Source organism: Treponema bryantii NK4A124, assembly GCF_000421345.1.
Classification (GTDB): Bacteria; Spirochaetota; Spirochaetia; order Treponematales; family Treponemataceae; genus Treponema_D; species Treponema_D bryantii_B.
The window spans coordinates 24,067-42,984 of sequence record NZ_ATWV01000004.1 but is presented as its reverse complement, the minus strand read 5'-3'; the positions used below and the strand labels follow the sequence as shown (position 1 = coordinate 42,984).

Here is an 18,918-nt window from a genome sequence, read left to right as displayed (position 1 = left end):
GTTATTCTCCACTAACTGCACCGGCCTGGGCTTCCTTAAGTGCTTCTTCAAAAAGACGAACCTTCTGGCCGTCGAATACAAAGTTCTGACCATCCATTACTATATAAGAATTGCGGTACTCTTCCGGTACAATGAAATTTTCTCCATCGTTAGGAAAGTTATCACCTTCAACAAATTTTACTGTCTTTGTGTTTTCATCATAAATATAGAAAGAACCATCCATCTTGCGGGCTTTAAGAGCTATAAGCGGAACATTTTCATAAGTCTTATAAGCAACCTGAACCTTTACAAACATTCCGGGACGAAAGCGTTCTGCTGCCTGGTCAAGCTTACAGACAACCATAAAGTTTTTGCTTTCCGGAGAAACGTAGGGAGCAATGTTTTCTATAGTAGCTGTAGTAACTGCATCTTCAAACATATTCTTTTCTGCAGGGCGGGTTACCTTTACAGAAAGATTTTCGCGTTCGAGGGTAAAAAGGTCGTAATATTTTTCAGGTACCTTAAGGCGTACAACCTGATTTGAAAGGTCTGCAAGAACAGCAATCGGTTGACTCTGATTTCCAATGTCACCTACAGCCTGGTCTGCAATCAGAATTGTTCCGTCTACAGGGGCACGAACCTCCGTGTAATCAACCTGAAGTTTTGCAAGGTCGTACTGGGCTTTAGATGCATCTGCCTGGGCCTTAGCAGAATCATAATTCTGCTGACTTGTGGAACCTGCCTTAAAAAGTTTTTCAATTCTGTCAAAAGTACTTCTGGCAGCAAAGTAAGCAGCCTCTGCCTGTTTTAACTGCTGGCGGAAAGGTGCATCATCAATCTTAGCAAGAAGGGTATCTTTTTCTACAAAGTCTCCGGCACGGGCAGGGTAGTCAATAATTGTTCCTGAAACAAAGGGAACAACCGGAATCATAGCATTTGCTTCTACATAGCCGGAAATGGTAACGGCTTCTACAAGATTTCCGTTAACAGGTTTTTGAATGACAACTGCCGGCAGGGCATCTTCCTTTTCCGGCAAAGGCTTTTTACGTGTTACGAGAATAGTGATAAATACAAAAAAAACAGCCGCAGCAGCAAATACGGCATAACGGAGAAATTTATTCTTTCGAAGTTGTTTGACCATACTAACAAATTTAATAAAATCAAAGTTCTAAGACAATAGACAAATTTTAGAGAATGTCTAATAATGAATGTATGAGCGAAACTCCTTCAGAAACAAAAAATCAGATGGCTGAGGCACTCAAAAAGCTGATAAAAGACAGACCTTTCTCAAAAATTACCGTGCAGGATATTGTTGCGGCCTGCAATATCAACCGCAATACATTCTATTATCATTTTGAAAATAACTATGATCTGCTTTCTTATACCTACTCGCGCGAAGTGCAGAATATTGTAGATTCTTTTCATAATGCTAATGCGACAATTCCTCAGGCAATGGATTTCGTTCTCGATTATATTGATAAAAATCAGGCTTTCTGCCAGTGTGCTTACGAGTCGCTGGGAGAACAGCAGCTCAAAATCATTTTTGAAAAAGATCTGCTTGATTTTGTAAGGGCAACAATTGAATATTATGGCAGCCAGAACAAAGTTACATTTTCTGAAGACTTAAAATCCTTTGTAGGCTACAGCTATTCAAATCTCTTAAGTTCCCAGATTATCTGGTACATCCGCCACAGCGTAGACCTGGACAAAGAAATCTTCCGCCAGTGCCTGCAAACCTTCTTCACTGCCTCCCTAAAATCTGTTCTGGAAGAAGCCTGGAAAAAAGGTATGTAGTATTGACAATCCCCTCTATCTTCTATATATTAAACATACATTTTTTTTGGTGTGGTACCCAAGCGGTAAGGGACTGGTCTGCAAAACCATCATTGGTAGGTTCGACTCCTATCCACACCTTCTCTGGAGAGTTCCTGCATTCCCGCAGGACGCCGAAGGGTTAGGAAATCTTCCTGCATATTTCTGTAAGAAGTTTCTGATATCTCAGGCATAAGGGACGGAGCAATATAAAATATATACGTTCTGTTTACTCTTTAGGGAGCTGGTTTTTGAGAGCCAGCTCTTAATTTTTTTAAAGGGGACAAACAACATGTTTGAACAAATCCTAAACACTATCGACGACATTGTATGGGGAATCCCAACAATCGCCCTCATTCTTGTTACTGGTATCGTAATGACAATTGCGACACGCGGTATTCAGTTTACAAAGCTCGGACGTGCTTTTAAGAGCATCTTCAAAGAAAACGAAGGAAAAGGAGAGCTTTCAGGCTTCTCTGCACTTTGTACAGCCCTTTCTGCAACAATTGGTACTGGTAACATCGTAGGTGTTGCTACTGCTATTCTTGCCGGTGGTCCTGGTGCCCTCTTCTGGATGTGGGTTGCTGCCCTTCTTGGAACTGCAACAAAGTATGCAGAATGTATGCTTTCTATTAAGTACCGCGAGGTTAAGGAAGACGGTCACGTTCTTGGTGGACCTTTCTATGTAATTGAAAAGGGTATGGGTAAGAACTGGAAGTGGCTTGCAATTCTCTTTGCAATTTTCGGAACTCTCGTAGGTCTTTTTGGAATCGGTACATTTACTCAGGTAAACGGTATTTGTGGTGCTGTTCAGAACGCATTCGATGCAAATAAAGAACACATTGCTTTCACTCTTTTTGGAAATGATTATACATGGGCTACAGTAATTGGTGGCGCAATCATCACAATCGCAACTGCACTTGTTGTAATTGGCGGTCTTAAGCGTATTTCTAAGGTTGCAGAAAAGGTTGTTCCTGTAATGGCTATTATTTATGTATTCCTTGGTGTTTCTGTAATCATTATGAATGCTACTCGAGTTCCAGCTGCCTTCGCTCTGATTTTCAAGGGTGCTTTTGGTGTAGACACTGGTGTTAAGGCAATTGCAGGTGCTGCTGCCGGAACAATCATCCGCATGGCTATGCAGAAGGGTATTGCCCGCGGTATCTTCTCTAACGAGGCAGGTCTTGGTTCTGCTCCAATCGCTGCTGCTGCCGTTCAGACTGATGAACCTGTTGAGCAGGGTATGGTAAACATGACTGGTACTGTAATTGATACTCTTATCATCTGTACAATGACTGGTCTTTCTATCGTACTTGCTGGTGGAGATGTATGGAATTCTGGCGCAACTGGTGCGGCTCTTACTTCTCAAGCTTTCTCTGCAATTCTTGGTGGTGACAATATTTCTGTTCAGTTCCTTCTTATGCTCTGTCTCGTATTCTTTGCATTTACAACAATTCTTGGCTGGGACTACTACTCAGAAAAATGTCTTGAATATTTGACTGGCGGAAACATGGCTGTAGTTAAGGTTTACCGCTGGCTCTACATCATCGCAGTTGCAATCGGACCTTACATGACAATCTCTGCAGTATGGACAATTGCTGATATTACAAACGGTCTCATGGCAATTCCAAACTGTATCTCTCTGCTTGTTTTGAGCGGATTAGTTGCTAAAGAGACTAAGGCATACTTTGATAAGTATCCAAAACTCTAGTCGAAAATAATATAGAAATATATGAATAAGGGCTGGTCTTTTAGACCAGCCCTTATTCATTATGTGTTGTTATTGTTTTTTTTCAATTTTTTCAGCAAGTTGTTTTACTTCTTCCAAAGGTAAACCAATGCAACGAGCTACTTTTTCAGGAGAATCGCCTTCGTTCAGAAAGTTCATTGCACTTTCTATGGCTTTTTTCTGTTCGCCAATTGCTGCACCTTCCTGGAGAGCCTCGTATCTTATATCATAATCATGTAAATTCACGGCTAAATAATCACTCCTGAATTTTTCATTTTCTTCTCTTGTAAAAGTACTTGCATTATAAATCACCTTAATGTTTTTGTCATCTTATGATGTAATAGTTTTCTAGCATAAAAAAAACACGAGAGTTTGACGGATTATAAAAACATAAGGTATAATTATATGAACAATTACCTATGTAGGAGATTTTTATGAAAATACGTCTCTCTTTGATTTTTATAACTCTTTCTGTTTTTTTTCTTTCATGCAGCAACGGTATTTCTCAGAAAGGGGAAGGTTCAGTTACTTTAGATGCAGGCCGCGTCGCAAGATATCTTGGACAGAATCTTTCAAAAAATCGAAGTGTATCACGAACTATCAGACATACAAGCGGTAGCGATTTTGATAACTTCATGGTTTACAAAATGAGTATTAAAGTTTCTACTCTTGGAAATTTTGAAACAAGTGTACAAAAAGATTTCTCAAAATCAATCGTTAATGCTGATTCCGAAGACGAGTATTGTGCTGCTCTTCAAAGTTTTTTCGATACTTCTGTGGGTACTCCAATTTCAATTGAAAATATACCCGTTGGTAGTAAAATCAAGATAAAAGTTGCTCTTACGTTTGGCGAAGAAATAGATGAAGACGCATTTAGAGAAGTATATTCTCAGATGTCCGATGATGAATACTCAGAAATGATGGAACACATGCACGAAAGACTTGGCACTTTTTCAGAAACTGTAGAAGGCTACTCCGACGAGTTCGTTGTAAAAAGCGGCTCAAATAATGTTACAATCCGCCTGGATGGCAGAGAGTTCTTTGTGGAACAATTTTTATCTCCAGACAGTAATCATCCAATTATACTGTTTAATGGAAGAGATGCTGAGAATGTATTGAAATATCAGGAGAATGCACAATCTAAACTTGTAATTGATACAACAAAATCTGTTTCATTTACAACAGGAGCAAGTTTGTTTTCTAGTATTTCAGGAGGAGAGTCTATTACAAGCCCGATGTTTTCTTCAAATACATTTTGTTTTGCTGATGATTGTATTTATTATTTTGAAAATGAAGAAATTTATAAATTAGCGAAAACTGAAGGTATACCACAGGGGCTAGGTTTGAGCAATTTAATACATGCGAAATTTCCGGGAGATTTTGAAGGAAATTACGCAGGTTCTATAATAAAAATTGATTGTCTTACTTATTATAACAACTCTCTTTATTTCCCATTACAGATAGCAAGAACAGGTGGTTATTCAGCACATGGTGAATATTTTGTGAAATTGAATCTTTCTACAAATGAAATTTCATATTATTCTAATCAAAATTTTTATGTGAGTAATTGGAGATCTCTGATTGTTACTTCAATTGGTGGTAATGATTATTTGATTAAACTTCAAGGTTCTGTACTAACAAAATACAGACTTTCTGAATCTGATGGAACAATTACTTTAAATGAAGAAGAGACTTGTTCTCTAGCTTATCAGGCATCTGATCTTCAACTATTTGGAAACACATTGTATATAGCATGTTATAAATATCAAAATAATACTGACTCACCTAATAATTACTTAAATTCTGAAAAAACGATTTATAATATTGTAAGTGCAGGTGGTATTGCGAAAATAGATTTGAGTAGTGGTTTTTCATTATCTACATGGACAAATGGAAGCTATTATCTGGGAATGTACTTGGGAAATACCTATAACTCTAACGGGGAGCTCTTGGAATCTTCTCCTATAACACCACCAAAAGATCAGGAAAATCAGTATTTCTATGGTGCAAGAAAGTTTATTGCCAGAAGGCCTGATGATAATATTCTTGTTGTTGTTGATGACGGAGTTTATATTGATCTTGATGCGCCAATTACAAAAGATCCAAATACCTGTGAAAATAAGAATCGAGTTGTTACTGTAAATCTACTTGATGAATCTATTTCAGCAGTAGATGTTAATGTAAGTTTTTACGCTACAGCTGTTACTGGTACTTATTTTGGAATTGGCGACTAAAAGAAAACTCCCTGAAGTCTCTGTCTGTATTCCTGTTTTCAACGCAGAACGTACGCTGCTTCGGGCACTGGAATCTGTAGCAGTTCAGACGTTCACAGAATGGGAAATTATTGTTGTAAACGATGGAAGTTCTGGTACTGACGAGACTGGCAGAGATTGTTATAAAATTATAAAACAGTTTCGAAAAAAACATAAAATCCCACGTGCCCGTATAATTTATCGCGAGCACAAAACAAATATTGGACTTCTGGAAGCACGACGTACGGCAATAGAAGCTGCAGTCAGTCCCTATATCATCATTCTGGATAGTGACGATGAACTTTTACCAGATTCACTAAAGGCCCTTTATGAAACTGCAATTAGTACAGGGGCTGATATTGTTCATGGTGGAGCAGAGGTTGTTGCAACAGAAAATATCTCTGATACTATAATTCAAAAACGCGTTTCTCAAATGCAGAAAAACGCAAATAAGATCTATGAGGGTGTACTTACAGAGCAGGCAGTTTTTGATGGTTTTCTGGTACAGAAAAATCATACTGGCTTTTTATGGGCTAAACTTATCAGGCGAGAAACTTATCTTGAAGCACTTTCTCATATTCCTTTTTCGAACTGTGTTTTTGCAGAAGATTTTCTCCAATACTTTTTTATTTCATATGAAGCAAAAAAATATGCAGGAATAAAACAACCAGTTTACCGCTATTATGTAGATGCTGGAATTTCTTCGTTCCAGAAAATTTCAAGTCTGGATCGCTGGCAAAAAATCTGTTCAACAGCAAATGTATTTACAATTCTATTTCAGGCAGTAAAAGAACTTCCGCTTGATCGTTATTCTCAAACACAAAAAGAAGCCCTGCAATTGCAAAGCTGTTCTTATCTTGCAAATAATATTAAACAATTGAAAGAATCGGTTATCCCCGAACTTCAGCCGCAGGCACGCGAAAGGCTCTGTGAATACTGGGGCGAGTCTTTCGTAAATAGAATTGAAGAAGCTTTACAAAAAAGTAAATAAAGCCGGGCGTTGCGGGGCGGCGACTGAGCCCCGCTGGGTGGGGTAGCGGACAAGCAACAAAGCGGAGAGAAGCGGCCCTGCTTGCAGGGGCGCTTCGTGGAGCGACTTGCTTGGGAGCGAGGGGAGGGGCTCCTCCCCACATTTTGAAAGTCTTGCCCCACTTCCTAAAAAGCCAACAATCTGATATATTCTAAGCATCCCACTATATAAAGAGGTTTGATATGCCTTATACAGAACCAACAAGTCTAGCGATTGTTGCGTGTCCTGGTGGCGAAGCTTTCGCCAATGAAGTCATAACGCACCTTAAACACATGTACAAACACCGCTTCACCTTGAAGAACGATGTATTGTCTAAGCGTTATGAGCTGACTAAAGAAGAGCTTGTGAACAGAATCAATCTGCAGAACGATTTGCAGACGTCTGATCTGTGCATAAGAGGTGCAACCGATAAGTACCGCCCGCCTGTTTTCAAGGTAAATGCGCGCTTTACTTATTTTGCCAATGGTGAGGTGAAAACTGAGTTGTTGGAAACAGTCCGCGGAAAAGATGTTTTTATTTTCCAGGATGTTGAAAACCACGAGGTGCTTTCTCTCAACGGCGGTGCTAACAAAATTAAGATGACTGTTAATGATCATCTTGTTTCACTGCTTGTAACTATTGATGCTGTACGAATTGCAGGTGCCGAAAAAATCACTCTGGTTGTTCCGGCTTATCCTTATGCAAGACAGCACAAACGCAAGGGCCGCGAGGGACTTACTGCAAGTCTGCTTGGCCACATTTATGAAATGCAGGGTGTTGACCGAATTATTACTCTGGATCTTCACTCACGAGAAATCGTTAATGCATTCTCTACCTGTAATCTTGATAACCTTCATGCCAGCTATCAGATTATCCGCGAGCTTTCTAAGATCGTAGATTTGACCGGAAAAACAGAAGATCTCGTTATTGTTTCTCCTGATACTGGCGCTATTGATAGAAATAAATTCTACGCAAGCGGTCTCAAGCTGCCGCTCGCTATGATTTACAAGGAGCGCGATTACTCTATTGTAACTCAGGATGCTCATTCTACTAACATTAAGTCTGTTAAGCTCCTCGGTGACGTTAAGGGCAAGGTTGCCTTCCTTGCTGATGATATGCTTGGAACTGGTGGAACTCTTCTTAAAGCTATGGAGTTCCTTAAGGGACAGGGTGCGACAAAGGTTATTTGTGCCATTTCGCTTCCTTTCTTTACCGGCGATGCAATTAAGAACTTTGATGAAGCTTACGAAAAGGGCCTCTTCTACCGCATTATTGGTACTAACGCTGTTTACCACGAAGAGCTTTTAAAGCGCGAATGGTACATCAGTACAGATGTAAGCGGCCTTTTTGCAAACGTTATTACCCGCATTCACTACAACCAGTCGCTGAGCGAACTGCTTGATAATAGAAATATTATTGAGAAGGTTGTGAAGCACGAGTAAAGAATAATGGTTGACGCAATTTTATGCGTGGACATTGGGACGACTTCGCTTAAAGCCGGTTTGATTACGGCGGTGGGCGAGGTCGTTTCTTTTTGCGCTGTTCCATTTGAAGAACCTCACGACCGCTTTGTTGCCTGCTCCTGGTATAATGCTTTTTTACAGGCAAAAGAAGAGGTTACCCGCGGCCTGGAAGATGTGCAGATCAGTGGCATCTGTATTTCCGGTAACGGGCCTACTGTGGTAACTGATTGTGGCCTTACCTTCAGATGGAATGAAGATACTTCAGCTGTGGCTGCTGATATTCCTGAGGCGGCCCGAACTTCTCTTTTTATTCCGAAAATTCTTTCCATTAAAAATCAATTTCCCCAGGTCTGGAAAAAAACAAAGCTTCTTTTTTCGGGTCCTGAGTATCTGATTTACGTACTTACCGGAAAGGCTGTAACAATTCTTCCGGAAGAGCGTTTTGAAAAAGCCTACTGGAATGATGAAATGCTTGCGGCCTGCAAAATCAATAAAAAGCTTTTTCCTGCTTTTGTAAAAACTGGGGCTATGTGTGGCCTTTATGAAAACTGTCCTGTTTTTGCGGGTGGTCCTGATTTTGTCGTGGCCTTGATTGGAACCGGTACTCTTGTGAGCGGGCGGCTTTGCGACCGTTGCGGAAGCTCGGAAGGTTTGAACCTTTGTACAGACCGTCCTGTTACCGGCCAGGGCTTGCGTACCCTGCCTTCTGTTGTGCCTGGACTATGGAATGTATCTTATCTTATTCCGGATAGCGGCGAGCTTTCTGAAAATGAGCGCCTGGCGGCGGTAGAGAAGGGCGTAAATGCTCTTAAGGCTGCGGCTGGCTCGGCAGGGCTTTCTTTTCCTTCTGAAATGGCAGTTACCGGCGGCCAGACAAATGATGAATTACTTTTACGCGAAAAAGAGCAGAGGCTTGGAATGAAAATTCTTCGCCCGGTAGATAACCATTTTGTTCACAGTGAACTTTTAGGCGATGCCTGTGCCGGCTGGTCTGGGCTTGGAACTTATGAATCTTTGCCTGCTGCGGCAGAAAAAATTGTAAGGATGAGAGCTTATGAAAATCTATAAAATTCCTTCCGACCTTCGTGCCTTCATTTTTGATATAGACTCAACCTTGTATACAAATCAGGCTTATGCCTTTGAGCAGGTGGATTGTCAGGTACGCCAGTTTGCTAAGGAGCGGGGGATTTCTGCTGATGAGGCCCGCCGCATGGTTGCAGATTACCGTAAGAAGTTTGCGGCAGAGCACGAGGGCAGTAAAGTGAGCCTTGGAAATACCCTGCTTGCCTTTGGAGTTCCGATTGAACAAAGCGTGCAGTGGCGGCGGGAACTTCTTGAGCCTGCTGATTTTCTTGGCCGGGATGAAACTCTTATTGCGGAGCTCGGGATTCTGCAGGAAAAATATCAGCTGATTTGTGTTACGAATAATCCGGTATTGCCGGCGCGAAAAACTCTTGAGGCTATTGGCGTTTCGGATTTTTTCCCCGAAATTGTCGGCCTTGATACCTGCTTTAAGTCTAAGCCCGCTCTGGAGCCTTTTGAGACTGCGGTTGAACGCCTGTCAAAATCAGCCTGCGAAAGGGGGCTGGAGGGGATTTCCGCCGAAAACTGCCTTGCCGTGGGCGACCGCTACGATATGGACATCAAATTACCCCTGGAAATGGGCATGGGTGGTATTTTGGTAAGTGGTGTAGAAGAAGTATACCAAATTCATAAAAGTGTGTTATAATAGAAGACAATGAAAACGCGTCCATTCATTTCTAACATTGAATTGACCACTGACGGCCATCTTTCTCTCTTTTTTATTGGTACTGGCAACGCTTTTACTAAAACTGCGTTTCAGACAAATCTGCTTATCATAAAAGGTAAGCACCATCTTTTAGTTGATTGTGGAACCTTGTGCTCTTATGCCTTTGAAAATGTTTACGGGGGAAAAATCAACGATATAAAAAATCTGCTTTTGACTCATCCTCATGCAGATCATATTGGTGGTGTTGAAGAGCTGGCACTTGCAGGAAAATATATCAATAAGCGTAAACTGAATATAGTTATTACTGATGTATTTAAAAAAGCTTTGTGGAATGAATCTCTTCGTGGAGGTATTCAGTACAGCGAAGAAGGTAAAATGACTTTTGATGATTATTTTAATCAGATTAAGCCGGTTAAGATTCAGAAAAAACCTTTTGAGATGTATGAAGCTGATATTGAAGGAATTAATATCAAGCTTTTTAGAACCCGTCATGTAACTACAAGAAAAGATTCTTTAAAACATTCGCAGCTTTCCTATGGACTGATTATTGATGATAGGATATTATTTACAGCCGACACTCAGTTTAACAGACCGCAGCTTAAGTTCCTGCTGGATAATTATCCGAAGATAGAAGTAATTTTCCACGACTGTGATGTTATGGGCTATTCCCGTGGCGTTCACGCGGCTTATGATGAACTCGTTACTCTGCCTGCAGAAATAAAAGCTAAGACTTATCTCTGTCATTATTCAGAGGCGGTAAATACCATTGACGCACTTGTTGACGGTTTTGGCGGTCTCGCAAAGCACTGGGTGTACTACGATTTTGAATAATTTATTAGGCTCTGTAGCTCATCTGGATAGAGCGGTTGCCTCCTAAGCAACAGGTAGTGCGTTCGAGTCGCATCAGAGTCAAATTTAAATATACGGAGATTTATATGAAAAAGTTGCTGGTGGCTTCTTCTAATCAGGAAGTTCTTAGTGTTGTAAAGAATGCTTCTTTGAGTTATTCAAATTATCTTGAACCTATTTTTTGTCCTGAAACAGATGAAGCTCTCAGTTTTGTTGATTATGAACTCCCTGAAATTAAGATTCTGGATTTTACTTCTACAGATATTGATTGTCATGCGATTCTCGAAGCAATCCGTTCAGACCCATGGCTCCATAACGGTGGAATTATTGCCATTGCAGAAAGTCCTTCTGCGGCTCAGAAAATTGAAGATCTTAAGGATCCTAACATTCTGATTGTTCAGACTCTCTATACTTTTAAGCAGAATCTGGATGGCCTTTTGCGCAGTCTTATCCGCAATCAGCAGTTCCTTTTTAACCGTGGTATGCAGGACCGCATGGGTTCTGAGGAAATCGGCCAGTTTGTCTGCGATAACAATCCTATGGATATCCGGCTTTATACTGCCTTCCTTGTAAACTATCTTTACTGTACAAACCGTATTGATGATGACGGGCGTTTTGCCCTTCAGTCTACTTTAATGGAGCTGCTTACAAATGCTCTTGAGCACGGTAACTGTGGAATTACCTATGACGAAAAATCTGAATGGCTGAATAATGGCGGTATTATTCTTGATTTGATTGATAAGAAGCTGCGTATGCCTGAATATTCAGAGCGCAAGATTCACATTGACTACACAATTGGAAAAGATAAATCTACATTTACCATTAAAGATGACGGCGAGGGCTTTGACTGGAAGTCTCGCATGACTGATGATGCACCTGGTCTAGAAGAGGCTCATGGCCGCGGAATTGCCCTTTCTAAATCTCTGGTATCCGGCCTGCGCTATAATGATAAGGGTAATGAAGTTTCTTTTGATATTCACAATATTGTAAACGTTTCGAATACAGTTCCTGGAATCATGATTCCATTTAAAGCTGTTGAATACAAGAAGTTTGATATTGTCTGCCGCCAGAACGAACCTTCTAACGATTTGTACTTTATTGTTTCGGGCCGCTATGGTGTTTATGCAAACCGCAAACTGATTTCTGTTCTGTCTCCAAAGGATATGTTCATTGGTGAAATGGCCTTCCTTTTGAACGACCGCCGCTCTGCAACAATCATGGCTGCCGAGGATGGAAAACTCATCCGCATTCCAAAAACACAGTTCTTAAACCTTATCAGAAAAAATCCTCACTATGGTCTCTTCCTTTCTAAGCTTCTTGCACAGCGCCTTGTTCGCCAGAATAAGAGAATCATAAAGTGTACAAGCGAGCTGCTTCAGTTGAAGGCACAAAAATAAAAGTGGTTTCGATACACTTCGCTTCGCGAAGCACTCAACCACCGTTACATCGCCGGTGGTTGAGTAGGCCGAAGGCCGTATCGAAACCATATTAAAAGAGATGCTGAAACAAGTTCAGCATGACGCATATTATTAGAACAATCCTGAAATTACTCCATTATCATCAACATCAATATCCAAAGCGGCAGGAGCCTTTGGAAGGCCTGGCATTGTCATAATGTCGCCGGCAAGGGCAACTACAAAGCCTGCTCCCGCATACAATTGAACGTCGCGAACCGGGAAGGTATAGCCGCTTGGGGCGCCAATCAGCTTTGGATCGTGGCTGATTGAGTTCTGGGTTTTTGCGATACAAACAGGGAGCTTTCCGTAGCCATTGTCCTCAAAGGTCTTGAGCTTTTTGAGGGCGGCAGGGTCAAACTCAACGTCTGCGGCGCGGTAAATCTCTTTTGCGATTGTGCGGATTTTGTCTGCGAGAGGAAGATCCAGTTCGTAAAGCGGATGATAGTCTGCCTTTCCGCTGTCTGCAATTTCTGCAACAGTGCGGGCGAGGTCTGCGGCACCTTCGCCGCCTTTTCCCCAGCCTTCAGAGAGAACAGCTGTTGAGCCGTTGTCGCGGCAGAGTTTTTCGAGAAGAGCGATTTCTTCATCAGTATCAGTTATAAATTTATTAACGGCAACTACGGCAGGGAGTCCGAACTTTGCAACGTTTTCGATATGGGTCTTGAGGTTAGCAAAGCCTTTTTCTAGGGCTGCTGTGTCCGGTTTTGCAAGGTCTGCCTTTGCAACGCCACCGTGCATCTTAAGGGCGCGGATTGTTGCTACGATTACTACAGCACTAGGTTTGAGACCTGCAGCGCGGCACTTAATGTCTAAGAACTTTTCAGCTCCCAGGTCTGCGGCAAAGCCCGCTTCTGTTACAACATAGTCGCCGGTTGCAAGTGCACACAAAGTAGCGTTTACACTGTTGCAACCGTGAGCAATATTTGCAAAAGGTCCGCCGTGAACAAAGGCCGGATTTTTTTCCAGAGTCTGTACAAGGTTTGGTTTAATTACATCTTTTAAGAGAGCCGCAATAGCGCCTGTGCATTTGAGCTGACCAAAGGTTACGTTTTCGCGGGCATAATTCTGGCCGATTACAATGCGGTCAATGCGCTCTTTAAGCTCACTGATTGTGCGGCTAAGGCAGACAATCGCCATAATTTCGCTTGCAACTGCGATGCTGAAGTGATCCTCGCGAGGCACTCCCTGAAGGCGTCCTCCAAGTCCGATTGTGATATTACGGAGGGCTCGGTCGTTCAAGTCTACGCAGCGCTTCCAGCTGATTGTGCGCGGGTCAATTCCAAGTTCATTTCCCTGCTGCAGGTGGTTATCAATAAGGGCTGCAATCAGGTTGTTTGCAATAGAGATTGCGTGAATATCGCCTGTAAAATGAAGATTGATATCTTCCATTGGAACAATCTGAGCATATCCGCCGCCACAGGCTCCTCCCTTTACTCCAAAGCAAGGTCCAAGGCTAGGCTCGCGCAGGGCAACAACAGTTTTCTTTCCAATGCGGTTGAGACCGTCTGCAAGACCAATGCTTACAGTGGATTTACCTTCTCCGGCTGGAGTAGGTGTAACAGCTGTTACAAGAATCAGTTTACCAGGCTTGCTGGCAGCCTTTTCCTGAAGTGCACGGAGTTCTTCAAATGTTATCTTTGCCTTATAAGGCCCGTAGTTTTCAAGCTTGTCTGCAGTGATTCCAATTTTAGCGGCAACATCAGCCACCGGAATCATCTTATTTTTCTGAGCGATTTCGATATCTGTCATTAAAAACGTCCTTGTGATTTTTTCACAGATATTTTATCTGATTAGTGGGGTTTTAACAAGGTATCTGATATATGCTGACATGCATGAATAATAAATACTTGATTATTCTATTAGCAGAAATTAATATATTAAGTATAACTAAAGTCTAAAAGGTGAGAAAAATGAAAAAAATATTGATTATTGTATTCGCAATGCTGATTGGCTCTTTTGCGTTCGCGGAAAGACCACCTATGTATGCAGGCGGAGTTATTGGACTGGATACTTATGGATATGGTGGTGAAAATATTGCTAGCTTCGGAATGGAGCCTGTTTTTGGAATAAGACCTTTACCATTGAAGAATATGGGCTTTGAACTTGGATTGCATATTTCATTTCCAGCTACACATGATTATGGCGGTTATTCATTAAAAACTTCATATTGGGGAATGTCAACAAAGTATTTTTATGATTTTAAAGCTTTCAGCGCGCTGCCAAAAATGAATGCATTCGTATATGGTGGACTTGGTTTTATTTCTGCCAAGGAGAAAGGTAAATATAGTTCGGGAACAGCTTTTGAATTCACAATGCCCCTTGGTGGCGGATTAAAATATCAGTTCCTTGAGCATCTGGAAGGTATATTCAAAACAGAACTTATTATTTGCGATTTCTGGGGCTTTAATATATTGACCGGTGTAAATTATACTTTCTAAAAAAGTTATAAATTTTTAATTCAGCTTATACTATGAGCTCCAGGTCTTTATCTGTGAGCTCTTTATATTTTCCAAGTTCAAGTTCTTTGTCGAGCTTTAACTGCCCCATTGAAATTCTCTTCAAATAAACAATCTTATTTCCCACGGCCGCGAACATTCTCTTTACCTGATGGTATTTGCCTTCGTAAATTGTGAGCTGGGCGGTGGTGTCGTTCAGCCAGGTGATTTGGGCGGGTTGGGCGGTGAAGCCCTGTTCGTTGTCTTCGGGGCCAACTTCGATGCCGGCTTCAAACTGCTTTGTGATTTCTGCCTGATGCTCTGCTGTCTCAGCATGTTCAAGACCACACAAGTAAGTTTTACTGATATGTGATTTTGGGGATATGAGACGGTGAGTGAGTTCTCCATCAGTTGTAAAAAGCAGAAGACCTTCTGTGTCCATGTCCAGGCGGCCGACAAGGTGAAGCTTTTCCTGTAAGTAGGGAGTGCGCAGGCTGTCGTCCAGAAGGTCGAAAACAGTTTCGTGGTCGCCTTCTTTTGTGGAGCAGACATAGTGCTGGGGCTTATTCATCATCAGGTAGAGGTTTTTGTGAAGGTTTACTTCTTCGCCGTCTACACTGATGTTGTCTTTTTCTGCGTCTACGGCAAAGCCCGGGTCGTAAATCTGCTTGCCGTTCACGAGGACTTCGCAGCTTCGTAAAAGTTTACGGATGTCTTTGCGGGAACCAAAGCCTTCGTGAGCAAGTAATTTGTCTAAGCGTTCTTTTGCCATAGTGAGTTCTGCGGTGGTTTCGATACGCTCGCTTCGCGAGCACTCAACCACCGTACTTTACGTTTATTTTCTATCCATCAGCGGAACAAACTCGCGCTCTTTTGAGATGTTCTTGTAAGCAGGACGATAAATACGGCCGCCGCTGACAATTTCCTCAAGGCGGTGAGCAGACCATCCGGCAATTCGGGAAATTGCAAAGATTGGTGTAAAGAGTTCTCGTGGAATGTTGAGCATAGAATAAACAAGACCAGAGTACATATCAACGTTTGCACAAATTTTTTTATCTGACTGGTGAACATCCTGAATGATGGCCGGAGCAAGCTTTTCAATCAAATCATAAAGAGCAAACTCTTCGAGACAGCCCTTTTCTTTTGCAAGCTTTTTAGCCTTAGCTTTGAGCAGCACTTCACGAGGGTCGCTGATTGTATAAATTGCGTGGCCCATACCGTAAATCAAACCAGAGCGGTCGCCGGCTTCTTTTGTTGCAATCTTTCTCAGGTAGTTGCCGACTTCTTTTTCGCTTGTCCAGTCCTTTACGTTGGCCTTGATGTCATCCATCATTTCCATAACCTTGATGTTTGCACCACCATGGCGGCGTCCCTTAAGAGAACCAACAGCTGCAGCCATTGCAGAGTAGGTATCTGTATCTGCAGAAGAAACAACGTGAACTGTAAGAGAAGAGTTGTTACCACCACCGTGTTCAGCATGAAGAATCAAAGCCAGATCGAGGATTTCTGCCTCGAGGCGTGTGTACTGCTTGTCTGAGCGGATAAGGCGGAGGAAGTTTTCTGCGGTAGAAAGCTCAGGTTTCGGGTTATGAATGAAAAGAGATTTGTTGTCGTAGTAGCGGCGCTTTGCCTGATAGCCGTAAGCGGCGAGTGTAGAGAAGCGGGCAATCAGCTGAATACACTGCTTGATTACATTGCTTACGCTGCGGTTCTCAGGATCTTCATCATAAGAATAACTTGCAAGAACACCGCGGGCAATTTTATTCATGATATCATTTGAAGGAGCCTTCATAATCATGTCTTCTGTAAAGTTTGCAGGAAGAACACGGCACTCGCCAAGATAGTTAGAGAAGGCTTCGAGTTTTGCCTTATTAGGAAGCTCTCCGAAAAGAAGCAGGTAAGCGCACTGCTCGTAACCGAACTGCTTGTTTTTTTCTGCGTCTTTAATGAGGTCTTCTACATTGTAGCCTCGGTAAACAAGGCGGCCAGGAATTGCGATTTTCTGACCATCCTTTAATTCGTAACCAACTACATCACCAATGCGGGTAAGGCCAACAAGTACACCAGTTCCGTTTGCATTACGGAGGCCTCGTTTTACATCATATTGCGAGTAGAGCTTCTGATCGATAGGGTCATTGTGGACAGCCAGTTTTTCCAGATTCTTAAGAATTGCTGCTTCAGATTTGTTAGACATCATTGCCTCCGTAATATAAAGAAATGCATATAATTACGCGGGTTTTTGCATAATTATGCAATAAAATTACATAATTATACAGACTAGAAAAAATAAATTCAATATAAAATTATAGAAATCTTGTCAGAAAATCTGCTCCCATAGAAAAAGGTCCCTAAAAACGGGATGATGTTTTTAGGGACCTTTTTCTATTCCGCAGACTTTCTGACACAAATTGTATTAATTTGGTCAATAGTATTTATATTCACAGTCGTGAATTATGTATTTCTTTATATACTAAAAGAGAGGGGGGGGGTGGCAAGCACAGCCTGCTTATTTCGCGAATCTTTCCGCCGGAGTAACGAACCACACGGCTTCCATGGTGGTGTCGCCGTCGTTTTCGAGGACGTGAGGGGAGCCTGAGGAGAAGGAAACGCTGTCGCCTTCTTCGAGGATGTATTCCTGACCGGCGTAGGTGAACTTGGCGCGGCCCTTCAACACGAGGCCTATTTCGCGGCCTATGTGGCCGAAGGAGCCGTGGTGGGTGTGGGAGCCTGCCGGAATCTTAATGATGTAGGATTCGGTAGATTCTTCGCCGGTTGGGGATTCAGGGCGGGCCAGCTCTTCGTAGACAACTTCGTCTTCTTTTACGCTGGCGCGGGATTCAGCACGGATAATGTGAACCGGGCGCTTTTTACGGTATTCTTCAAAAAGATATTCAAGGTTAATGTCGAGTACATCTGCAAGAGCGAGCAGGGTGTCGATTGCAGGAGAGACGTGATTTCTTTCAATCTGAGAAACAAGACTTTCACTTACGCCTGCGCGCTGAGCAACAACCTTAAGAGTGTAGCCTCTGTGCTCGCGAACCTGACGGAGCTTTTCTCCAAAGTGGTAAGGAACTTTTTTTGAAGAAGTGTCTTCTTCTTTTTCAGGATTTTGCGAAGGTGTCATTATTTTGTTTCTCCTTGTTTTCTGCGGTTACAAACTGGATAAAGTAATCTTCCAGTGTCTTTTTTGGGCCTTCCAGATGAAGGCGGGCTCGCGAACGTGCGTTATCGCGGCGGATTGTATACATTGAGTAGAAGTCGCGGTAGTCCAAACCGGCATCGGCTTTAACATGCTCTCCGAGGAACTTTGAAACTTCATCACGCCCAATGGCTGGAATTCCTTTTGTTTTAAGTATCTGGCGCAGAGACTGAATCTGCTCGGTAGAAATACCAAACAAAAACTCTTCCATGGCATGGGAAACACCGTCGTCTCCCATCTTTTGTTTAATAAAGCTGATCCACTGGTCATCCATCTGCATGGAAATAAGCAGAAGCTCACTTGTACCCATCATAGTACCAAAGGCAGGAGCAAGCTTGCGTCGTGCAGTCCATACAGACTGAAGAATAGGCGCTACATTTTCACTTGTTTCATCATTCCAGTGTTCCCAAAGAAGCAGCAAAGAAAGGGCCCATTCCCGACGGAATTCCATAGGCTGTTCAGTATCAGAAATCAGGTTCAGATATACGTCCTCAGCAAGCAGAGAGAACATAGAAAGAATGGTTTCTGTGTCAAAGGCTTTGGAAAGCTTTTCAAAATCTTTTCCAAGGTGGCCTGTATATTTTGCAAAATTAGAAAGAGTGTGGGCCTTAGCAATAAGAAGGCTTTTTCCAAGGACTGCTTTTGAAGGAAGTCGCAGGGTTCTGTCGCCCGCATCCTGGTGCTTAATAAGAGATTCAATAAGGGTAGTGCGGGTACGGGTGCCGCCTGCAAGTTCCGAGCGTTCCAGAAGAGAAGGAAATTTTGAAACCGATGAATCAATGGAATTTAAGTCCATAATTCGGTTCATAAAGGTCTGATAATGTTCCTTATCGTTTTCCTTAGTATAATCCAGAAGCTGATTTATAAGTTCATTCTGCCGGTCGGTAAATGCACCGTTATTGTCAGCCGGGCTAACGTCTTCTGTATGATCGAGAAAGGAATTTATATCTACCTGTTCAAATTCTTGAGTACTCATTTTGTTTT

The 18,918-nt window shown here is 42.2% G+C and carries 17 protein-coding genes and 2 tRNA genes; 12 read left to right on the top strand and 7 right to left on the bottom strand.

All coding sequences use genetic code 11. The features are described from left to right. Position 1 precedes the first annotated feature (1 nt). Entirely contained in the window at positions 2–1,120 is a 1,119-nt protein-coding gene (locus G626_RS0104840; protein ID WP_022931660.1) for an efflux RND transporter periplasmic adaptor subunit, read from the bottom strand. A gap of 53 nt (positions 1,121–1,173) precedes the next feature. On the opposite strand from G626_RS0104840, the gene G626_RS17290 reads away from it, so the two are divergent. The 3 genes from G626_RS17290 to G626_RS0104825 all read left to right on the top strand — a co-directional run bounded on the left by G626_RS17290 (position 1,174) and on the right by G626_RS0104825 (position 3,502). After that, the gene (locus G626_RS17290; protein ID WP_081647489.1) at positions 1,174–1,773 is read left to right on the top strand and encodes a TetR family transcriptional regulator; all 600 of its coding nucleotides are present in this window, start codon (positions 1,174–1,176) and stop codon (positions 1,771–1,773) included. A gap of 48 nt (positions 1,774–1,821) precedes the next feature. Then, positions 1,822–1,893: transfer RNA gene (locus tag G626_RS0104830), tRNA-Cys, on the top strand. Positions 1,894–2,083: 190 nt separating this feature from the next. Beyond that, positions 2,084–3,502 (top strand): alanine/glycine:cation symporter family protein, encoded by a 1,419-nt coding sequence (locus tag G626_RS0104825; protein WP_022931658.1) that lies wholly within the window; start codon positions 2,084–2,086, stop codon positions 3,500–3,502. A gap of 69 nt (positions 3,503–3,571) precedes the next feature. Here the strand turns inward: G626_RS0104825 and G626_RS15445 are convergent, their stop codons facing one another. Beyond that, positions 3,572–3,832, bottom strand: coding sequence for a hypothetical protein (locus tag G626_RS15445; RefSeq protein ID WP_022931657.1), 261 nt, complete (start codon positions 3,830–3,832; stop codon positions 3,572–3,574). A 122-nt stretch (positions 3,833–3,954) separates the two neighbouring features. On the opposite strand from G626_RS15445, the gene G626_RS0104815 reads away from it, so the two are divergent. The 8 genes from G626_RS0104815 (at position 3,955) to G626_RS0104780 (ending at position 12,240) form a co-directional block, all read left to right on the top strand. Then, positions 3,955–5,754 (top strand): hypothetical protein, encoded by a 1,800-nt coding sequence (locus G626_RS0104815; RefSeq protein WP_022931656.1) that lies wholly within the window; start codon positions 3,955–3,957, stop codon positions 5,752–5,754. After that, entirely contained in the window at positions 5,744–6,763 is a 1,020-nt protein-coding gene (locus G626_RS15440) for a glycosyltransferase family 2 protein (RefSeq protein ID WP_196800460.1), read from the top strand. The genes G626_RS0104815 and G626_RS15440 overlap by 11 nt, the downstream gene beginning before the upstream one ends. A 221-nt stretch (positions 6,764–6,984) precedes the next feature. Continuing rightward, positions 6,985–8,223 carry a ribose-phosphate diphosphokinase gene (prs, locus tag G626_RS0104805; protein WP_022931654.1) on the top strand — a complete coding sequence of 413 codons (1,239 nt, stop codon included), beginning with the start codon at positions 6,985–6,987 and terminating at the stop codon, positions 8,221–8,223. Positions 8,224–8,229: 6 nt separating this feature from the next. After that, positions 8,230–9,312 carry a carbohydrate kinase (xylB) gene (locus G626_RS15435; RefSeq protein ID WP_022931653.1) on the top strand — a complete coding sequence of 361 codons (1,083 nt, stop codon included), beginning with the start codon at positions 8,230–8,232 and terminating at the stop codon, positions 9,310–9,312. Then, positions 9,299–9,973 (top strand): HAD family hydrolase, encoded by a 675-nt coding sequence (locus tag G626_RS0104795; protein ID WP_022931652.1) that lies wholly within the window; start codon positions 9,299–9,301, stop codon positions 9,971–9,973. The genes G626_RS15435 and G626_RS0104795 overlap by 14 nt, the downstream gene beginning before the upstream one ends. A gap of 9 nt (positions 9,974–9,982) precedes the next feature. Next, positions 9,983–10,825: an MBL fold metallo-hydrolase gene (locus tag G626_RS0104790; protein ID WP_022931651.1), complete on the top strand. Its 843-nt coding sequence runs from the start codon at positions 9,983–9,985 to the stop codon at positions 10,823–10,825. A 7-nt stretch (positions 10,826–10,832) separates the two neighbouring features. Continuing rightward, positions 10,833–10,906, top strand: a tRNA-Arg gene (locus G626_RS0104785). A gap of 23 nt (positions 10,907–10,929) precedes the next feature. After that, entirely contained in the window at positions 10,930–12,240 is a 1,311-nt protein-coding gene (locus G626_RS0104780) for a cyclic nucleotide-binding domain-containing protein (RefSeq protein WP_022931650.1), read from the top strand. 132 nt (positions 12,241–12,372) lie between these two features. On the opposite strand, the gene G626_RS0104775 is transcribed toward G626_RS0104780, so the two are convergent. Further along, the gene (locus G626_RS0104775; RefSeq protein WP_022931649.1) at positions 12,373–14,049 is read right to left on the bottom strand and encodes a formate--tetrahydrofolate ligase; all 1,677 of its coding nucleotides are present in this window, start codon (positions 14,047–14,049) and stop codon (positions 12,373–12,375) included. Between the two features lie 161 nt (positions 14,050–14,210). Between G626_RS0104775 and G626_RS0104770 the strand changes: the two genes are divergently transcribed. Next, positions 14,211–14,738, top strand: a complete 528-nt coding sequence (locus G626_RS0104770) for a hypothetical protein (protein ID WP_022931648.1) — start codon at positions 14,211–14,213, stop codon at positions 14,736–14,738. A gap of 25 nt (positions 14,739–14,763) precedes the next feature. Here G626_RS0104770 and G626_RS0104765 read toward each other — a convergent pair whose 3' ends face one another. The 4 genes from G626_RS0104765 to G626_RS0104750 form a co-directional block, all read right to left on the bottom strand. Continuing rightward, the gene (locus G626_RS0104765; RefSeq protein ID WP_022931647.1) at positions 14,764–15,507 is read right to left on the bottom strand and encodes a pseudouridine synthase; all 744 of its coding nucleotides are present in this window, start codon (positions 15,505–15,507) and stop codon (positions 14,764–14,766) included. Positions 15,508–15,570: 63 nt separating this feature from the next. Then, positions 15,571–16,932 carry a citrate/2-methylcitrate synthase gene (locus G626_RS0104760; RefSeq protein WP_027726984.1) on the bottom strand — a complete coding sequence of 454 codons (1,362 nt, stop codon included), beginning with the start codon at positions 16,930–16,932 and terminating at the stop codon, positions 15,571–15,573. A 309-nt stretch (positions 16,933–17,241) separates the two neighbouring features. Beyond that, a complete protein-coding gene (locus G626_RS0104755) occupies positions 17,242–17,859 on the bottom strand; it encodes a helix-turn-helix domain-containing protein (protein WP_022931645.1) in 618 nt (205 codons plus the stop codon). Further along, positions 17,837–18,910 carry a hypothetical protein gene (locus G626_RS0104750; RefSeq protein ID WP_022931644.1) on the bottom strand — a complete coding sequence of 358 codons (1,074 nt, stop codon included), beginning with the start codon at positions 18,908–18,910 and terminating at the stop codon, positions 17,837–17,839. Before G626_RS0104750 ends, G626_RS0104755 begins: the two co-directional genes overlap by 23 nt. Positions 18,911–18,918 lie beyond the last annotated feature (8 nt).